The 17352-nt window shown below is 65.7% G+C and carries 15 protein-coding genes; 13 read left to right on the top strand and 2 right to left on the bottom strand.

Going from position 1 to position 17352, the window contains the following annotated elements; genetic code table 11:
• Positions 1-390: 390 nt before the first annotated feature.
• The 7 genes from YH64_RS22490 to YH64_RS22460 all read left to right on the top strand — a co-directional run bounded on the left by YH64_RS22490 (position 391) and on the right by YH64_RS22460 (position 8243).
• A complete protein-coding gene (locus tag YH64_RS22490; RefSeq protein WP_046806571.1) occupies positions 391-2742 on the top strand; it encodes a bifunctional salicylyl-CoA 5-hydroxylase/oxidoreductase in 2352 nt (783 codons plus the stop codon).
• The gene (locus tag YH64_RS22485) at positions 2739-3530 is read left to right on the top strand and encodes an SDR family NAD(P)-dependent oxidoreductase (protein WP_046806570.1); all 792 of its coding nucleotides are present in this window, start codon (positions 2739-2741) and stop codon (positions 3528-3530) included. The genes YH64_RS22490 and YH64_RS22485 overlap by 4 nt, the downstream gene beginning before the upstream one ends.
• Positions 3531-3571: 41 nt before the next feature.
• Positions 3572-4429, top strand: a complete 858-nt coding sequence (locus YH64_RS22480) for an enoyl-CoA hydratase family protein (RefSeq protein WP_046806569.1) — start codon at positions 3572-3574, stop codon at positions 4427-4429.
• A 2-nt stretch (positions 4430-4431) separates the two neighbouring features.
• Entirely contained in the window at positions 4432-5601 is a 1170-nt protein-coding gene (locus tag YH64_RS22475; RefSeq protein ID WP_046806576.1) for an acyl-CoA dehydrogenase family protein, read from the top strand.
• A gap of 72 nt (positions 5602-5673) precedes the next feature.
• The gene (locus YH64_RS22470; RefSeq protein WP_046806568.1) at positions 5674-7314 is read left to right on the top strand and encodes an AMP-binding protein; all 1641 of its coding nucleotides are present in this window, start codon (positions 5674-5676) and stop codon (positions 7312-7314) included.
• Between the two features lie 45 nt (positions 7315-7359).
• Positions 7360-7785 carry a thioesterase family protein gene (locus YH64_RS22465; protein ID WP_046806567.1) on the top strand — a complete coding sequence of 142 codons (426 nt, stop codon included), beginning with the start codon at positions 7360-7362 and terminating at the stop codon, positions 7783-7785.
• Positions 7786-7835: 50 nt separating this feature from the next.
• Positions 7836-8243, top strand: coding sequence for a RidA family protein (locus YH64_RS22460; RefSeq protein ID WP_006217230.1), 408 nt, complete (start codon positions 7836-7838; stop codon positions 8241-8243).
• Between the two features lie 49 nt (positions 8244-8292).
• Here YH64_RS22460 and YH64_RS22455 read toward each other — a convergent pair whose 3' ends face one another.
• Entirely contained in the window at positions 8293-9279 is a 987-nt protein-coding gene (locus YH64_RS22455; protein WP_046806566.1) for an AraC family transcriptional regulator, read from the bottom strand.
• Between the two features lie 277 nt (positions 9280-9556).
• Between YH64_RS22455 and YH64_RS22450 the strand changes: the two genes are divergently transcribed.
• The 6 genes from YH64_RS22450 to YH64_RS22425 are packed head-to-tail and all read left to right on the top strand — an operon-like array spanning position 9557 to position 15340.
• Positions 9557-10735, top strand: coding sequence for an ABC transporter substrate-binding protein (locus YH64_RS22450; protein ID WP_046806565.1), 1179 nt, complete (start codon positions 9557-9559; stop codon positions 10733-10735).
• A gap of 55 nt (positions 10736-10790) precedes the next feature.
• A complete protein-coding gene (locus tag YH64_RS22445; protein ID WP_046806564.1) occupies positions 10791-12035 on the top strand; it encodes a dienelactone hydrolase family protein in 1245 nt (414 codons plus the stop codon).
• 9 nt (positions 12036-12044) lie between these two features.
• The gene (locus YH64_RS22440; protein ID WP_046806563.1) at positions 12045-13388 is read left to right on the top strand and encodes an aromatic ring-hydroxylating dioxygenase subunit alpha; all 1344 of its coding nucleotides are present in this window, start codon (positions 12045-12047) and stop codon (positions 13386-13388) included.
• The gene (locus YH64_RS22435; RefSeq protein ID WP_046806562.1) at positions 13379-13912 is read left to right on the top strand and encodes an aromatic-ring-hydroxylating dioxygenase subunit beta; all 534 of its coding nucleotides are present in this window, start codon (positions 13379-13381) and stop codon (positions 13910-13912) included. Before YH64_RS22440 ends, YH64_RS22435 begins: the two co-directional genes overlap by 10 nt.
• Positions 13912-14520 carry an isochorismatase family cysteine hydrolase gene (locus tag YH64_RS22430; RefSeq protein ID WP_046806561.1) on the top strand — a complete coding sequence of 203 codons (609 nt, stop codon included), beginning with the start codon at positions 13912-13914 and terminating at the stop codon, positions 14518-14520. Before YH64_RS22435 ends, YH64_RS22430 begins: the two co-directional genes overlap by 1 nt.
• A gap of 13 nt (positions 14521-14533) precedes the next feature.
• Positions 14534-15340, top strand: coding sequence for an SDR family oxidoreductase (locus YH64_RS22425; protein WP_046806560.1), 807 nt, complete (start codon positions 14534-14536; stop codon positions 15338-15340).
• A 15-nt stretch (positions 15341-15355) separates the two neighbouring features.
• Here the strand turns inward: YH64_RS22425 and YH64_RS22420 are convergent, their stop codons facing one another.
• Positions 15356-17134, bottom strand: a complete 1779-nt coding sequence (locus tag YH64_RS22420) for a DUF342 domain-containing protein (RefSeq protein ID WP_082134594.1) — start codon at positions 17132-17134, stop codon at positions 15356-15358.
• Positions 17135-17352: the final 218 nt, after the last annotated feature.

The following is a 17352-nucleotide window of genomic DNA, read 5'->3' as shown; positions in this document are numbered from 1 at the left end:
GCGCTTTTGTGCGTCGGTGGGGGGCGCTCTCGCGCTTTTCGGGGCGGGTCTTGCGTGCGTTGGCGCGCTGGCTCTGGCTCTCGTTCTCTGCTTCTCTCCCCTGCCTCTCTCCCCTGCTTCTCTTCCCTGCTTCTATTCCTTTCTTTCAATTTGCCTTGCTGGCTCCGCGCGGCGGGTGCGGCACTATTTTGTGGTCCGTGCGGTTTGTCTTTTTTGCGGTGACGTTCGTTGCCGTGTCCCTTTTTTCTGGTTTTCCTAATAGCTTTCCCGCATTTGCGCACCCCTCACTTCAGGTATATATTTCAAGCCTAAACTATCCAGACCTAAATATCCGCGGCGCCCCGCTCCGATACACGAGCGACTGTCGCGTACCTCGGAGCGTATACGGCAATGAAAATAGTCTGCATCGGCGGCGGTCCCGCCGGCCTGTATTTTGGTCTGCTCATGAAGTTGCAGAACCCCGCTAACGAAGTGACGGTCATCGAACGTAATCGTCCGTATGACACCTTTGGATGGGGCGTGGTGTTTTCGGATGCCACCATGCAGAACTTGCGTGAAGCCGATCCCGTGTCCGCTCAGACCATTGGCGATGCGTTCAACCATTGGGATGACATCGACATCCATTTCAAGGGCCGCAGCATCCGCAGCAGCGGGCACGGCTTTATTGGGATTGGGCGCAAGAAGCTGTTGAACATCTTGCAGGCGCGTTGCGAGGATGTGGGCGTGAAGCTGGTGTTCGAGAACTTTGTTCAGGACGATCAGGCCATTGCCCGCGACTATGACGCGGACCTGGTGATTGCGTCGGACGGCATCAACAGCCAGATCCGTACGCGTTACGCGGATACGTTCCACCCGGATATTGACCAGCGCCGTTGCCGCTTTGTGTGGCTGGGCACGAAGAAGGTGTTTGATGCGTTCACGTTTGCCTTCGTGCAGACGGAACACGGCTGGTTCCAGGCGCATGCCTATCGTTACGAAGATGGCATGTCGACGTTTATTGTCGAGACGCCTGAAGAGACGTGGCAGGCGGCGGGCATTGAGCAGATGAGCCAGGAAGAGGGCATTGCGTACTGCGAAAAGCTGTTTGCGCCCTGGCTGGATGGCAATGCGCTGATCAGCAATGCGTCGCACCTGCGTGGCTCGGCGATCTGGATCCGTTTCCCGCGGGTGATCTGCAACACCTGGGTGCACTGGAACACGCTGGAGACGGCGCGCGGTCAGCGTCGGGTGCCGGTGGTGCTGATGGGCGATGCGGCGCACACGGCGCACTTTTCCATTGGCTCGGGCACCAAGCTGGCGCTTGAGGATTCCATCGAGCTGGCGCGCTGCCTGAGCGGCGCCGAGGGCAGCGTCGAGGCGGGGCTGAAGCACTATGAAGAGGTGCGCAGCGTCGAGGTGCTGAAGATTCAGAACGCGGCGCGCAATTCCACCGAGTGGTTCGAGAACGTTGAGCGTTACGCCGAACTGGAGCCGGAGCAGTTTGCGTATTCGTTGCTGACGCGTTCGCAGCGCATCTCGCATGAAAACCTGCGCTTGCGTGATCCGGCGTGGTTGGAAGGGTTTGAGCGCTGGATTGCGGAACGTGCCGGTGCGCCGGCGGCGCCGGGTCAGCGTCCGGCCATTCCGATGCTGACGCCGTATCAGGTGCGCGGCGTGCGCTTGAAGAATCGCATTCTGGTGTCGCCGATGGCGATGTACTCGTGCACGGACGGCGTGCCGGGTGATTTTCATCTGGTGCACCTGGGGGCGCGCGCCATGGGCGGCGCGGGGCTGGTCATGGTTGAGATGACTTGCGTGTCGCCGGATGGGCGCATCACGCCGGGGTGCCCGGGCCTGTGGAACGACGAGCAGACGCAGGCGTTCAAGCGCATTGTGGATTTCGTGCATGGCAATAGCGATGCGCGGATCGGTGTGCAGCTGGGCCATGCGGGCCGCAAGGGGTCAACGCAGCTGGGCTGGCAGAAGATCGATCACCCGTTGGCGGATGGGAATTGGCCGTTGCTGTCGGCCTCGGCGCTGCCGTACATCGAAGGGGTGTCGCAGACGCCGCGCGCGATGACGCGTGCCGACATGGACGATGCGCGCGACAACTTTGTGGCGGCAGCTCGCCGCGCGCAAGCGGCCGGTTTCGATTGGCTGGAACTGCACTGCGCGCACGGCTACCTGCTGTCCAGTTTCATTTCGCCGCTGACGAACCATCGGGACGACGAGTACGGCGGCAGCCTGGAAAACCGCTTGCGCTTCCCGTTGGAGGTCTTCAAGGCGGTGCGCGAGGTGTGGCCGCAGGACAAGCCGATGTCGGTGCGCATTTCGGCCAGCGATTGGGTGGAAGGCGGCATCACCGCCGACGACGCGGTGGAGATCGCGCGCCATTTCAAGGCGGCGGGCGCCGACATGATCGATTGCTCGTCCGGTCAGGTCAGCAAGGAAGAGAAGCCGGTTTACGGCCGCATGTTCCAGACGCCGTTCGCGGATCGCGTGCGCAACGAGGCGGGCATTCCCACCATCGCGGTGGGCGCCATTTTCGAAGCGGACCATGCCAACGGCATCATCGCGTCGGGCCGGGCGGACCTGTGCGCGTTGGCGCGTCCCCATCTGGCCGATGCCTCGTGGACGCTGCGTGAAGCGGCGCGCGTGGGCTATCGCGATGTGGCCTGGCCCAGCCAGTACTTTGCGGGCAAGCGCCAGCTGGAAACCAACTTCGAACGCGCTGCCGCGATGGCGCAACTGGATATCAAATGACAAGTCTTGCGCAACCGCTGGCGGGGCGCCACGCCTTGGTGACGGGGGGCGCGCGCGGCATCGGGCTGGCCAGCGCGCGTGCGCTGCTGGCGCGTGGTGCACGCGTGACGCTGCTGGGCCGTGATGGCGCGGCGCTGGAAGCGGCCACGGATAGCCTGGCCGCGTTGGGGCAGGTGCAGTCCGTCAGCGCCGACATCGCGGACGAAGCGTCGGTACGCGCCGCGTTCGCGCAGGCAGAAGCAGAATTCGGCCCGGTGCTGGTGTTGGTGAACAACGCGGGCCAGGCGGTCAGCCAGCGCTTTGACCGCACCGACGCCGCGCTGTGGCACCAGATGATCGCGGTGAACCTGACCGGCACGTTTCACTGCATCCAGGCTGCGTTGCCCGGCATGCTGCAAGAAAAATGGGGCCGCGTTATCAACGTGGCCAGCACGGCGGGCCTGATCGGCTATGGGTATGTCAGTGCTTACTGCGCCGCCAAGCATGGCGTGATCGGGCTGACCCGTTCACTGGCGCTGGAAACCGCGCAGAAGGGCGTCACCGTGAACGCGGTGTGCCCGGGCTACACCGAGACCGACATCGTGCGCGGCGCGGTGGCCAATATCGTCGACAAGACCGGCATGACGCCGGACGCCGCTCGCGCCAAACTGGCCGAACGCAACCCGCAGGGCCGCCTGGTGCAGCCCGAGGAAGTGGCCGAAACGGTGGCATGGCTGGCGTTGCCGGCCTCTGCCTCGGTCAACGGGCAGGCGATCGCCGTGGACGGCGGCGAAGTGATGACCGGCTAGGCCGGCGCCCCATCAACCCCTGGATAACGAACGGAGACACCATGAGCAAGCAGTCCGAAGAGCACACCATGAAGCACCACAAGCGTCCGCTGGCCGGCTATCAGGCGCAGACGTTTCTGTGGGAGGTGTCGGCCGACGGCAAGATCGGCACGGTCACGCTGAACCGGCCCGAACGCAAGAACCCGTTGACGTTCGATTCGTACGCCGAACTGCGCGACCTGTTCCGTTCGCTGGTGTATGCCACCGACGTGAAAGTGGTGGTGGTGACGGGGGCGGGCGGCAACTTCTGCTCAGGTGGCGATGTGCACGAGATTATCGGGCCGCTGACCAAGATGAGCATGCCCGAGCTGCTGGACTTCACCCGCATGACGGGCGACCTGGTCAAGGCGATGCGCGCCTGCCCGCAGCCCATCGTGGCGGCGGTGGATGGCGTGTGCGCGGGTGCGGGCGCCATGGTGGCGCTGGCCGCCGATATGCGTTTGGGCACGCCGGCGGCGCGCACGGCGTTCCTGTTCACCCGCGTGGGTTTGGCGGGCGCCGACATGGGCGCGTGCACCTTGCTGCCGCGCATGATCGGCCAGGGCCGCGCATCCGAATTGCTGTACACCGGCCGCGCCATGACGGCGGACGAGGGCGCCAGCTGGGGTTTCTTCAACGCGCTGCATGATTCGGCCAAGCTGGCCGAAGCCGCGCAGACGCTGGCCGCGCAACTGGCCGCCGGCCCGACGTTCGCGCATGGCGTCACCAAGAAGTTGCTGCATCAGGAATGGAACATGGGCGTGGACGAGGCCATCGAGGCTGAAGCCGAGGCCCAGGCCATCTGCATGCAGACACGCGACTTCCATCGCGCCTACGAGGCCTTCGTGGCCAAGCAAAAGCCGGTCTTCGAGGGGAACTGATGATGCGTGACGCAAGCTGGCTGGACTGGCCTTTTTTTGACGATGCGCACCGCAAGCTGGCGCACGAGGTGGACGCCTGGTGCGAGGCGTCGCTGGGCGACGTTGACCATCACGACGCGGACGCCGCGTGCAAGAAGCTGGTCAAGGCCATGGGCCAGGCCGGCTGGTTGCGCTACGCGGTGGCGGGCGGCCCGGGCGGTGCCTGGGGCGGCGCGCTGCCGGAAGTCGATTCGCGCGCCGTGTGCATCCTGCGCGAAACGTTTGCGCGCCACGAAGGCTTGGCGGATTTTGCCTTTGCGATGCAAGGGCTGGGCAGCGGCGCCATCTCGTTGATGGGCTCGGACGAATTGCGCCAACGCTACCTGCCGCGCGTGGCGCGGGGCGAAGCCATTGCCGCCTTTGCGCTGTCGGAACCCGATGCCGGTTCCGACGTGGCCGCGCTGGCTTGCGAAGCCAGGCAGGAAGGCGACCATTACGTACTGAACGGCACCAAGACGTGGATCTCGAACGGTGGCATCGCGGATTTCTACGTGGTGTTTGCCCGCACCGGCGAGGCCCCGGGCGCGCGCGGTATCAGTGCCTTTGTGGTGGATGCCGACACGCCGGGGTTTGACGTCAGCGAACGCATCGAACTGATCGCGCCGCACCCGCTGGCCACGATCACGTTCGACAACTGCCGCGTGCCGGCCTCGCATCGTTTGGGCGATGCGGGCCAGGGCTTCAAGCTGGCCATGATGACGCTGGATATTTTCCGCGCCTCGGTGGCGGCGGCCGCGCTGGGGTTCGCGCGCCGCGCGCTGGACGAAGGCCTGGCGCGCGCCAAGTCGCGCCGCATGTTCGGCCAGACGCTGGCCGACCTGCAACTGACGCAAGCCGCGCTGGGCGACATGGCGACCGCCATCGACGCCTCGGCGTTGCTGACGTATCGCGCCGCGTGGATGCGCGACGTGCAAAAGCTGCGCACCACGCGCGAAGCCGCGATGGCCAAGATGACGGCCACGGAATCGGCGCAGACCGTGATCGACCGCGCCTTGCAGATGTTTGGCGGCGCGGGCGTGGTATCGGGGATGCCGGTGGAGAAGCTTTACAGGGAAATCAGAGCGCTGCGTATTTACGAAGGCGCCACCGAAGTGCAGAAGTTGATCATTGCCCGTGAATTGTTGAAGTCGTAAGGGGCCATCGAGCCCTCGCCTTCCAGCAAGAAAAAACCACACCGCACCGCATCGCACATCAAGGGGAATTTCATGGAAGTATCCGCCCACATCGACACCTTTGCCCGGGACAATCTACCCCCGGGCGATCAATGGCCCGAGTTCCTGCTTGATGGCCCCGACGTGGCCTACCCCAAGCGGTTCAATTGCGCTGTTGAACTGGTGGATGCCATGGCCGATCGCGGCTTTGGCGATCGCGTTGCGCTGCGCTGGCGCGACGGCGACAAGCAAGCCACGATGAGCTATCGCGAGCTGGCCGCGCTGACCAACCGCATTGCGCGCGTGCTGACCGAGGACATGGGCCTCGCGCCCGGCAACCGTCTGCTGCTGCGCGGCCCGAACAACCCGATGATGGCGGCGGCCTGGCTGGCCGCGATCAAGGCGGGGCTGGTGACGGTGCCGACGATGCCGCTGCTGCGCGCCAAGGAACTTAAGCAGATCATCGAAAAGGCGCAGATCCAGGCGGTGCTGTGCGATGCACGCCTGAAGGAAGAAGCGCAGTTCTGCGCGCAGCCGGACCACGAGCATCATTGTCCGCAGCTGACGCAGGTGATGTTTTTCAATGATGCCGCGCCCGATGCGCTGGACGCGCTGGCCGCCACCAAGCCCGACGATTTCACCGCTTGCGATACCGCCGCCGACGACGTGTGCCTGATCGCCTTTACCAGCGGCACCACGGGCTCGCCCAAGGGCTGCATGCACTTTCATCGCGACGTGCTGGCGATGTGCGACCTGTTCCCCAAGCATGTGATCAAGCCTGGCCCCGACGATATCTTCTGCGGCACGCCGCCGCTGGCCTTCACGTTTGGCCTGGGCGGGCTGCTGTGCTTTCCCCTGCGCGTGGGCGCCAGCACGGTGCTGGCGGAAAAGCTGTCGCCGGAAAGCCTGCTTGAGCTGATCCAGGACTTCCGCGCCACCATCGTTTTCACCGCGCCCACGTTCTACCGCCAGATGGCCGCGCTGGTCGGCAAGTTTGATTTGTCGTCGCTGAAGAAAAGCGTGTCGGCGGGCGAAGCGTTGCCGGACGCCACGCGTCAGTTGTGGAAGCAGGCCAGCGGCATCGAAATGATCGATGGCATCGGCGGCACCGAAATGATCCATGTGTTCGTGTCCAGCCCGCCCGAGGCCGTCAAGCGCGGCGCCATCGGCAAGGTCGTGCCGGGCTATGTGGCGCAAGTGGTGGACGACGATATGAAGCCGGTGCCCAACGGCACGGTCGGCCGCCTGGCCATCAAAGGCCCCACCGGCTGCCGCTACCTGGCCGACGAGCGCCAGCGCCGGTTTGTACAGCAGGGCTGGAACCTGCCGGGCGACACGTTCATGCAGGACGATGACGGCTATCTGTACTATCAGGCGCGCAACGACGACATGATCGTCTCGGCCGGCTACAACATCGCCGGGCCGGAAGTGGAAGACGCGCTGCTGCGCCACGAAGCCGTGGCCGAGTGCGGCGTGGTCGGCGCGCAGGACGACGAGCGCGGCCAGTTGGTCAAGGCGTTTGTGGTGCTCAAGCCCGGCTACACGGCCAGCGATGCGTTGGTGGCCGACATGCAGGCGTTCGTAAAGGCCAGCATCGCCCCGTACAAATATCCGCGCGCCATTGAATTCGTGGCCGCATTGCCCCGTACCGAAACCGGCAAGCTGCAACGCTTCGCGCTGCGCAAGATGGCTTGAACGCGAAGTCGGGAAATCAGGAAATCAGAAACTCAGGAACTCATCATGGCCGCAGCATTCACCAGCCAGGTAGAAGTCCGCTTTCGTCATTGCGACCCGGCGGGCATTGTGTTCTACCCCCGCTATTTCGAAATGATCAATGACTTTGTCGAAGAATGGTTCGACAAGGGCATGGGCCTGCCTTTCCATGCCCTGCATGTGGACCGGCATATCGGCACGCCCATGGCGTCGGTGACGTGCGATTTCAGCGCGCCCAGCCGCTGGCATGAACGCCTGCGCCAAACGCTTGAAGTCCAGCGTATCGGCGGCGCGTCGTTCAAGGCGCTGGTGCGCTTTGAAGGGCCGGACGGACAGTTGCGCTTGTCGGCCACGCTGACGATCGTGACGGTGGATTTACGGACGATGAAGTCCATGCCCATGCCTGCGGACCTGCGGGAACGCATGCAGGCTTATCTGGTTCCCGCGGCCTGACGCCGCGAGACCACCCAGTCGTTTGTTTTTTATAAATAGGATGAGACGTTATGAAGATTCTGCAACCGCCGGATTGGATGGCGCCCCGGGGCTATTCGAATGGTGTGCTTACCGAAATGACGGTGGGCAGCAAGCTCGTGTTCGTGGGCGGGCAGGTGGGGTGGAATGGGCAGCAGCAATTCGAATCGGATGATCTGGCGGACCAGGTCCGCCAGACGCTGTCGAACATTGTCGCCATCCTGGCCGAAGGCGGCGCCAAGCCCGAACACATCGTGCGCATGACGTGGTACGTCACCGACAAGGAGGCCTATGTGGCGGCGTATCCGGCCATCGGCAAGCACTACCGCGAGTTCATCGGCCGGCACTTTCCGGCGATGACGGCGGTGGAAGTGGCGGACCTGGTCGAGGACCGCGCCAAGGTTGAAATCGAAGTGACGGCCGTGGTGCCCGCTGCCTGAGCCGGTGCCAAGGGCGGCTTGATTCCGGGGCTTTGCCCCGGGCCGCGTTCTACCCTTGCCCACGCCGCGTCTCGCGCGGCAGTTCGCCAAACCGTTCCCGGTAATACTCCGAGAACCTGCCCAAGTGCCCAAAGCCCACGCCCAGCGCCACGTCGGTGACGCTGGCGTGGGCGTCTGTCTTGAGCTTTTGTCGCGCCGTGTCCAGCCGCAACGCGCGCAGCGCAATCATGGGCGTGGTATCCCGGTGTTCCTGAAACAAGCGGGTCAGCGCGGTGGCGCTGGCGCCGGCGTGGCGAGCGATGTCGGTCAAGGTCAGCGGGGCCGACAGGTGCTCGCGCATATACGATTCCGCCAGCGTCAGGCGGCGCGGCAAGCGGGGCGACTGGCCCGCGTGCGACTGCCAGCTGTTGGGCTGGTTGTACAGCAGGTGCAGCACCAGCGTGTCTTCCAGGTGTTCCAGCCATGCCGAGGGCGGGCGCAGGGCGCCGTCATCCAGCGTGGGCAGCAGGTGAATCATGCTGGTGACCATGCTGCGCCAGGCCGCGCCCACGGGGTTGTCCAGGCGCAGCGCGGGGCTGAAGTCCAGCGGCAGGGTGGCGGCCTCGCCAAAGGCGCGGCGGCCGATGGCTTCGAGCTTGCCGCGTGGAATCTTCAACAGCAGCTGTTCGCAGCCGGCCTCCCAGTGCAGCCGCAGCGGGCGATTCGGTGCGATGACGGCGGCGCAATCGGGGTGGGCGTCCACGCAGTCGTCGCCGCATTCAATGCGCGCGCGGCCGCGCAGCGGCACTTGCACCAGCATGAAATCCTGCAAGCGGTCGGGCTCAATATGCACTTCGGCGCCGTAGCGCAACGTACAGACCGTCAGCGCGCCAAACCGGCCCCGGTTCAGCTCGGCGTCCACGCGGCCGCCCTTCCAGGTCAGCCGGTGTTCCTTCAGCGCTTCGGACACGCGCGTGCGTGTCTCGTCCTGTTGCGTGGAGCTGAACACGCGGCGCTTGAATAGCGGCGCAAGTTCTCGTCGTGACCAGCCGTGCATGGAAGCCTCCGGAACGGGAACGCTCCCGTATCTGGGGCCAGAATAAATTAATCGTCCAGGGTTTGGAATTAAGTGAATCCCGGATAAGGCTGGGCGGAAACGGATAGAGCGGCGCGCCCGGGCGGCATACGCTAGCCCAAGCTCTCTTGTGGGTATTGGAGGGCGTCGTCACGGCGCGTAAGCTTGGCGACTTCGATCGGCGGCATGCGTGTACCGACGGCAGACGGGATCTGTCAGCTTTGCGCCAGCGTGGCTGGCGGCGAAAACGGGGTAGCCCATGATTCAACATCTTTGGAGCCGGCGCGCGCTGGCGGCGCTGGTCTGTATGTCCGCCATGGCAAGCGCCGGGGCGGCCGACAAGGTCAAGGTGGGATTGCTGACGACGTTGTCCGGGCCAGGCTCGGCGCTGGGCAATGAGATCCGCGACGGCTTCAATCTGGCGCTGCAACATACCGGCGGCAAGCTGGGCGGCCTGCCTGCCGAGGTCATCGTGGCCGATGACCAGCAGAAGGCGGACGCAGGCCGCCAGGCGGTGGAACGCCTGCTCAAGCGCGACCGCGTGGATGTCATGACGGGCATTGTGTTCTCGAACGTGCTGCTGCCGGTGATGCCCGCCATCTTGCAATCGAACACGGTGTACTTCAGCACCAACACGGGCCCCGAGAACTACGCGGGCGCCGGGTGCAATCCCAACTTTTTCGCGGTGGCCTGGCAGAACGAGGACATCCCCGCCGCCATGGGCAAGTACGCCATGGACCAGGGCTATAAGCGCGTGGCGCTGATTGCGCCCGACTACCCGGGCGGCCGCGAATCGCTCAACGGCTTCAAGCGTCTGTACAAGGGCGGGCTGTCCGAGGAGATCTACACGCAGCTGGGCCAATTGGACTACGGCGTAGAGATTACCCGGCTGCGCGCCAGCAAGCCCGATGCGGTGTTTTTCTTTTTGCCTGGCGGCATGGGCGTGAACTTCATCAAGCAATTCAACGGCGCGGGCCTGTCCAAGGACATCGCGCTATTGGCGCCCGGTTTCTCGGGCGACGAAGACACCATCGCGGCGGTGGGCGCGCCGATTGCGGGCATGCGCAACACGTCGCAGTGGGCCGCCGACCTGGACAACCCGGCCAACCAGAAATTCGTCGAAGACTTCAAGAAGACCTACAAGCGCACGCCCACGCTGTATGCCTCGCAGGGCTATGACGCGGCCATGCTGCTGGACAGCGCCGTGCGGCAAACGGGCGGCAAGCTGGACGCCGACGCGCTGCGCCCGGCGCTGCGGCGCGCGGATTTCAAATCGGTGCGAGGCGACTTCAAGTTCAACCGCAACCAATACCCCATCCAGAACTACTACCTGCGCGTCGTTGAGGCGGGCGCGGACGGCAAGCTGGCCAACAAGCTGTCGGGCACGGTGCTGACGCAGTACCAGGACCCGTTCGCCGCCGCCTGCCAGATGAAATAGGCGCCGGCCGCCACGGCAATCGCGCCGCGGGCACGTTGCAACACAGGAGAACCGCATGACCCCATCCATCACGACGCGCGAGGTGACCGTTCCCTCGCACGACGGCAAGACCTTCAGCGCCTATCTGGCCGTGCCCGCCTCGGGCCACGGCCCGGGGCTGGTGCTGTGCCAGGAAATCTTCGGCGTGAACGACTTCATGCGCCGGGCCGCGCAGCTGCTGGCCGAAGAGGGCTATGTGGTGCTGGTGCCCGACCTGTTCTGGCGCCAGCAGCCCGGCATTGAACTGACCGACGGCCCGGCCGACATGCCGCGCGCGTTCGAGCTGTATCAGGGCTTTGACGTCGAGCAGGGCTTGAAAGACATTGCCGCCACCATCACCCTGCTGCGCGACTTGCCCGAGCAGCAGGGCGGCGTCGGCGTACTGGGCTATTGCCTGGGCGGCAAGCTGGCCTACCTGGCCGCCTGCCGCACCGATGTGGACGTGGCCGTGGGGTATTACGGCGTGGGCATCGAAGACAGCCTGGACGAAGCCGCCAACCTGCGCGGCCGCCTGGTGCTGCACATTGCCGAGCAGGACGGTTTCTGTCCGCCCGCCGCGCGCCAGCGCATCCTGGACGCGCTGGGGGGCAAGCCCGGCGTCGAGCTGTACGTGTACCCGGGCATGGACCACGCTTTTGCGCGCACGGGCGGCGATCACTACGACAAGCCCGCCGCGTTGATGGCGCACCAGCGCAGCATGGCCGCGCTGCAACGCGCCATCGGCCCCGAGTTCGATTATTCGTACTTGTGGGACAAGCACTGCGAATACGAATTCGGCACGCGCGACGTGGCCGCCACGATGGCGACGATGGTGGCCGAACCCTACGTGAACCACATCCCCACCATGACGGGCGGCGTGGGCCACAAGGAACTGTCGCGTTTCTATCAGCACCATTTCGTCAACGGCAACCCGCCCGACACGCGCCTGATTCCGCTGTCGCGCACCGTGGGCGCCACCCAGATCGTGGACGAACTGCTGTTCTGCTTCACGCACACCACCGAGATCGACTGGATGCTGCCCGGCGTGCCGCCCACCGGCCGCACCGTGGAAATTCCGCTGCTTGCCGTGGTGAAGTTCCGGGGCGACAAGCTCTATCACGAGCACATCTATTGGGACCAGGCCAGCGTGCTGGTGCAGGTGGGCCTGCTGGACCCCACCGGCTTGCCGGTGGCGGGCCGCGAGACCGCCGCCAAGTTGCTGGATGAAACCCTGCCGTCCAACACGCTGATGGCGCGTTGGAAAGACAGCGAGAACAAGTAGGAGCGCCTGATGTCTTACACCGACCAACAACTGTCCGAGATGGTGCGCGGCGACAGCGTGCACCGAGGCGTCTACACCGATCCGGCCATCTTCGACCTGGAGATGCAACGCATCTACGGCCGCGCCTGGATCTACGTGGGCCATGAAAGCCAGGTGCCCAAGACGGGCGACTATCACACCACCCGCGTGGGCGACCAGGACGTGCTGATGGTGCGCGCGTCCGATGGCCGCGTGCACGTGCTGTACAACCGCTGCCCGCACAAGGGCGCCAAGGTGGTGGCGGACGGCGAGGGCTGCGTGGGCAAGTTCTTTCGCTGCCCGTACCACGCCTGGACGTTCAAGCTGGACGGCAGCCATCTGGGCGTGCCGCTCAAGCAGGGCCTGGAAGGTACGTCGTATGACCCCACCGACCCGGCGTTCTCGATGCGCCGCCTGGCGCGCGTGGAAAGCTATCGCGGCTTCGTGTTCGCCAGCCAGGCCAAGGAAGGCCCGGCGCTGGTCGACTTCCTGGGCGGCGTGCGCTCGTCCATCGACAACCTGTGCGACCGCTCGCCGGTGGGCGAGGTGGAAGTGGCCGGCGGCATTTTCCGCGTGATGCAGCGGTCGAACTGGAAGGTGTTCTACGAAAACCTGCACGACACGATGCACGCCCGCGTCACGCACGAATCGTCCTACGCGGCGGCGCGCGACGAGGCCAAGGAAATGGGCGAAATGCCGCTTGAGCTGCACATCATGGACGGCAACGGCGAGCCCTACGAATTCTGGGAAAAGCTGGAGCTGCGCGCCTACGACAACGGCCACGGCTATATGGAAGGCATCTTCAACCCCGGCGCCGCCGAACGCGATCCGGTGTCGCGCGCGCACTTCGACACGCTGAGCGCCGCGTATGGTGAAGACCGCGCGCGTGAAATCCTGGGCATGAACCGCCACAACACCGTCATCTACGGCAGCGGCTCGCCTCACACGGTGTTCCAGCAATTTCGCGTGATTCGCCCCATCGCCGTGGACCGTACGCTGATCGAAATCCAGACGTTCCGCTGCAAGGGCGCGCCCGACGGCGTCTTCAAGCGCGCGATGCTGTACGCCAACGTCATCAATTCGCCGTCGTCCAACGTCATGCCCGACGACATCGAGCTCTACAACCGCTGTCAGGAAGGCAACGCCACGCGCGGCGGCGAATGGGTCAGCATGCACCGCTATCACGGTAGCGACCGCAGCGACGCGGACGGCATGGTGTCCGTCAACGGCACCAGCGAACTGCCCATGCGCAACCAGTTCCGCGCGTGGAAGACCTACATGGAAGCCGGCGCGGCGTCGCACGCGCCCGCCACGGGAGAAGGCGCATGCTGCTAGACCTGGATTTCGATGTCGGCACGGCCGACCTGTCGCCCGCCGAGGTGCCCGCCGATGCGTATCACCGCATCGCGCAGTTTCTGTATCGCGAGGCCCGGCTGCTGGACGAGCGCCGCTACGACGACTGGCAGGCGCTGTGGACGCAGGACGGCATGTACTGGATGCCGCGCGTGCACGGGCAGCAAAGCCCGTACGACCATATCTCGCTGTTCTGGGAAGACCGCATGCTGCGCGATGTACGCATCCGGCGGCTGGAGCATCCGCGCAACTGGTCGCAGCAGCCGCCCACGCGCAGCGTGCGGCTGGTGGGCGGGGTGCAGGTGGAAGGCGTGGACGCGGGCGGCAACCTGGTGGTGCATTCCGCGTTCCAGATGACCGAATGGCGCAAGCGACAGCCGCGCCAGCTGGCGGGCCGCTACACGCACAAGCTGGCCGCCGAAGGCGACAGCTGGCGCATCCGCATGAAGCGCGTGGACCTGGTCAATTGCGACGACGTGCACGATGTGTTCGAGGTGTTCGTGTGATGTTGGCGGATACCGCGGTGCTGGCGCTGCACTACCAGAACGACGTGCTGCATCCCGACGGCAAGATCCGCGTCGGGCTGGATGCGGACAACGGCGCGCGCCAGCGCCTGCTGGATAGCGCGGCGGCGCTGCTGGACGGTGCGCGCGCGCGATCGTTGCCCATCGTGCACGTGCGCATTGCGTTTCGTCCGGACTACGCCGACCTGCTGCCCAACTGCGCCATCTTTCGCAACGTGGCGTCCATTGGCGCGGTGCCAGAGGGCCAGTGGGGCAGCGAGTTCTACGACGGGCTGCAACCCGTGGCGGCAAGCCCGCGCGAGTTCGTGGTGAAGCACACCCGCATCAGCGCCTTCTACGGCACGCCACTAGAGGAAACGCTGCGCGTGATCGGCGCGCGCCGGCTGGTGGTGGCCGGCGTGGCCACGCATTCGGTGGTGGAAGGCACGGTGCGCCACGCCGCCGATATTGGTTTTGAGGTGATGGTGGCCGAGGACGCGTGCGCGTCCGCCGACCTGTCCGTGCATGAGGCCTCGCTGGCCAGCATGCGGCTGATTGCGCAAACGGGTTCGGTGGCGCAAGCGATGCGCTGGGCAGCCGCGCCGCATTGATCAAGGATTCTTCATGGACTTTTCAGGCTTTCCCGGCTTGGCCGGCAAGACCGCCATCATCACCGGCAGCACGCAGGGCCTGGGCGCGGACATCGCGCGCGGCCTGGCGGCGGCGGGCGCCAACGTGGTGCTGGTGGGGCGCAATGCACCGGCCGGCCAGGTACTGGCGCAAGAACTGGACGGGCGCGCGCTGTATTGCGAAACCGACATCGGCGAGGATGCGCAGATTCAGCGCTGCATCGACGCCGCGCTGGCGCGCTTTGGCCGGCTGGACATTCTGGTGAACAACGCCTGTCAGTACGCCGACCGCGGGCTGGCGTCATCGCGCGACGAATGGCACGCCACGCTGGACACCAACCTGGTGTCCGCCGCCATCTTCACGCAGCTGGCCGCGCCGCATTTGCCGCGCGGGGGCGTGGTGGTCAACATGGGCAGCACGGGCGGCAAGTTCGGCGCGGCCGGGCGCGCGCTGTATCCGGCATCCAAGGCGGCCATGCTGCAAATCACCAAGAACTTCGCGGTGGAATTGGCGCCGGCCGGCGTGCGCGTGCTGGCGGTGTCGCCGGCGTGGACGTGGTCGCCGTCCGTTGAACAGCTGTCGGGCGGATCGCGCCAGGCGGCGGACGCCGTGGGGGCGCATTTTCATCCGCTGGGCCGGGTCGGGTCGGGCGACGAAATTGCCGCCGCCGTGTGCTTCGCGTGCTCGGACGCGGCCTCGTGGATGACGGGTGTGGACATCCCGGTGGACGGCGGTTTTTCCATCCTGGGCCCCGACCGTGGCATTTCGCCGCGCGTGTGGTTCAAGGAACTGGCACCCTGAGCCGGCCGAGCCGAGCTAGCGGATAACGATCTCGCCTTCTTCCAGACCGGCCTTGCCGCCCACCTGGTCTTCCAGGAATTCCTGTACCTTGTTGCCCAGCTGAATCTTCGCGCCGCTGCAAAAGCGGCGGGTGGCGGTGACGGTGGCGGTGTGCAGCGGTTGCAGGTCGCGCACCAGTTGCCCCTCTTCCTCGTCCAGGGCGATCAAGTCGCCGCTGAGCTTGACGTGGGTGTTGCGCGCGCGCTCGACCACGTCGCCCGGGGCGCGTTGCGGATTAGCCTGCAAGAACATCAGCAGCTGTTCCAGCTTGGCCTTTTCCTCGTTCATCTTCAGGCGCTTGCGCGTCAACGCGGAACGCTTGATGTCGGCGTGCGGGTCCAGCCCGGCTTGGACCAGGGTGGGGATGCCCGACGGTGAACCGATGGTGCCGGCGCGCACGGCGTTCAGCGCGCGGATCTGGCCGCCGGTGATGGCGCTTTGCTGCGTGTTGGGCGGCCCGACGTGGACGCTGCCGCCTGCCGCGATGCTGCTCTGGCGGATCTCGCGTTCCACTTCCACGTCCTGCCCGGCGCTGATGATCGCGTTTTCGATGAACTTGGCGCGCAGCATGCCGCCACAGACGATGTGCGCGGTGCGCGCGGTGGCGGTCGGGTCCTGCAAGGCTTCCGCCATGCCGATGATGCCGCCCTTGACCGTGACGCTGCCGCCGGCTTCCACCAGGGCCGCTTCGATGGTGCCGTTGACCACGACGTCGCCCGTCACGCGCACTTCCATCGTGGCGGCGATGTCGCCGCGCACTTGCAGCGAGCCTTCAAAGGTGATGTTGCCGGTGGACAGGTTGACGGCGTCTACCTCGACCATCGGGTTCACCTGCACGCCGTGGCTGATCAAGGTGGGCGTGCCCGCAATGGTGGCGCGCAGCAGCAGCGGATCTTCTGGGTCCACCTCGACGCCGGACAGGTCCCGGGAGAACGGGGTGTCGGGCAGTTCATCCGGCAAGGCCGGTTCGCCCAGCACGGTGACGCCGTCCACGCCGGGCAGCGGTGGTATGCGGCGCATCAAGGGCGTGCCGGGCGATACCAGCAGCAGGCTGCCCAGGTCGCGGTAGTCCACCTGCGCCAACTCGTCGATTTCCTGCGCGCGCGGTTTCAGGCGGTCCAGCAGGCTTTCGAAGCGGGTGGGGGTGCCGCGCGTGGGCGGCGTGCCCCGGGCGATGACCACGGTTTCACGCGTGCCCTTTTCAACGGCCTCGGCCAGCGCCTGGTCGAGCACGCCGTGCACGATGCCGCGGTCGGCCACGGCCTGGCGCAGCGTGTCCAGCGTGACCGGCTTGCCGCCCTTGGGCGGGTGCAGCGTCAGCAGCGCGGTCATGCGGTTGGGGTCCAGTTCCAGCTCGAACGCGCCGTCCACCACCATGCCCACCGGGAATTGGACCGGTTCGGTGGCGGTGCGGCAGCGGTCGATAAAGGCCAGCACGGCGTGGTTGTCCAGCGCTTCGGCGCCCCAGCCGTTGGCGACGGCGGCGGCGGTCAGCGTGTCCCAGCTGGGGATGTCGGTATTGAAGGGCGGGGCGGGTTCGGCTTCGACGGCCAGGTCGGCGTCGGCCTGCTGCGCATCGGCGTCGCCGTCGGCGCAGGCGGAGCGCGAGTCGGACGCGGCGTCTGGACCGGCGCCGGCAGAGGATTGTGCGGGGTCTTGGGCAGAGGGGTCCGGGCGTGGGGGCGGCGTGTAGATTGCCGTCAGGACGTTGGTGCTGGCTTCCAGCACCAGCTGGAGCGTGTTTTCTGCGTCCATCTTTGCCTCTCCGTGCCTGGCACGATCGGCCAGGTTCATTCATTTGGAAAATAATCGAAATATTACGACATATTGAGCTTCGCGTCCGCCGTATGTCCTAGGTATGTCCCCCAGGTTCCCAGCGGGCGCATCCTCGGGCAAGGGACTAGGGCGTAGGGCCTAGCGACAAACCGGGTCGACCGCCGCAGCATAGGGGCTCGCCAACGCGTCTTTGGACG

The sequence above is a fragment of the Achromobacter sp. LC458 genome (assembly GCF_001005835.2).
Lineage (GTDB): Bacteria > Pseudomonadota > Gammaproteobacteria > Burkholderiales > Burkholderiaceae_B > Achromobacter > Achromobacter spanius_B.
This window is presented reverse-complemented; position numbering and strand designations above follow the sequence as displayed.

What these genes read in the sequence shown, in the direction of transcription:
- YH64_RS22490 (WP_046806571.1), top strand. Translation starts at nt 391, where the DNA reads ATGAAAATAGTCTGCATCGGCGGCGGTCCCGCCGGCCTGTATTTTGGT.
- YH64_RS22485 (WP_046806570.1), top strand. Translation starts at nt 2,739, where the DNA reads ATGACAAGTCTTGCGCAACCGCTGGCGGGGCGCCACGCCTTGGTGACG.
- YH64_RS22480 (WP_046806569.1), top strand. Translation starts at nt 3,572, where the DNA reads ATGAGCAAGCAGTCCGAAGAGCACACCATGAAGCACCACAAGCGTCCG.
- YH64_RS22475 (WP_046806576.1), top strand. Translation starts at nt 4,432, where the DNA reads ATGCGTGACGCAAGCTGGCTGGACTGGCCTTTTTTTGACGATGCGCAC.
- YH64_RS22470 (WP_046806568.1), top strand. Translation starts at nt 5,674, where the DNA reads ATGGAAGTATCCGCCCACATCGACACCTTTGCCCGGGACAATCTACCC.
- YH64_RS22465 (WP_046806567.1), top strand. Translation starts at nt 7,360, where the DNA reads ATGGCCGCAGCATTCACCAGCCAGGTAGAAGTCCGCTTTCGTCATTGC.
- YH64_RS22460 (WP_006217230.1), top strand. Translation starts at nt 7,836, where the DNA reads ATGAAGATTCTGCAACCGCCGGATTGGATGGCGCCCCGGGGCTATTCG.
- YH64_RS22455 (WP_046806566.1), bottom strand. Translation starts at nt 9,279, where the DNA reads ATGCACGGCTGGTCACGACGAGAACTTGCGCCGCTATTCAAGCGCCGC.
- YH64_RS22450 (WP_046806565.1), top strand. Translation starts at nt 9,557, where the DNA reads ATGATTCAACATCTTTGGAGCCGGCGCGCGCTGGCGGCGCTGGTCTGT.
- YH64_RS22445 (WP_046806564.1), top strand. Translation starts at nt 10,791, where the DNA reads ATGACCCCATCCATCACGACGCGCGAGGTGACCGTTCCCTCGCACGAC.
- YH64_RS22440 (WP_046806563.1), top strand. Translation starts at nt 12,045, where the DNA reads ATGTCTTACACCGACCAACAACTGTCCGAGATGGTGCGCGGCGACAGC.
- YH64_RS22435 (WP_046806562.1), top strand. Translation starts at nt 13,379, where the DNA reads ATGCTGCTAGACCTGGATTTCGATGTCGGCACGGCCGACCTGTCGCCC.
- YH64_RS22430 (WP_046806561.1), top strand. Translation starts at nt 13,912, where the DNA reads ATGTTGGCGGATACCGCGGTGCTGGCGCTGCACTACCAGAACGACGTG.
- YH64_RS22425 (WP_046806560.1), top strand. Translation starts at nt 14,534, where the DNA reads ATGGACTTTTCAGGCTTTCCCGGCTTGGCCGGCAAGACCGCCATCATC.
- YH64_RS22420 (WP_082134594.1), bottom strand. Translation starts at nt 17,134, where the DNA reads ATGGACGCAGAAAACACGCTCCAGCTGGTGCTGGAAGCCAGCACCAAC.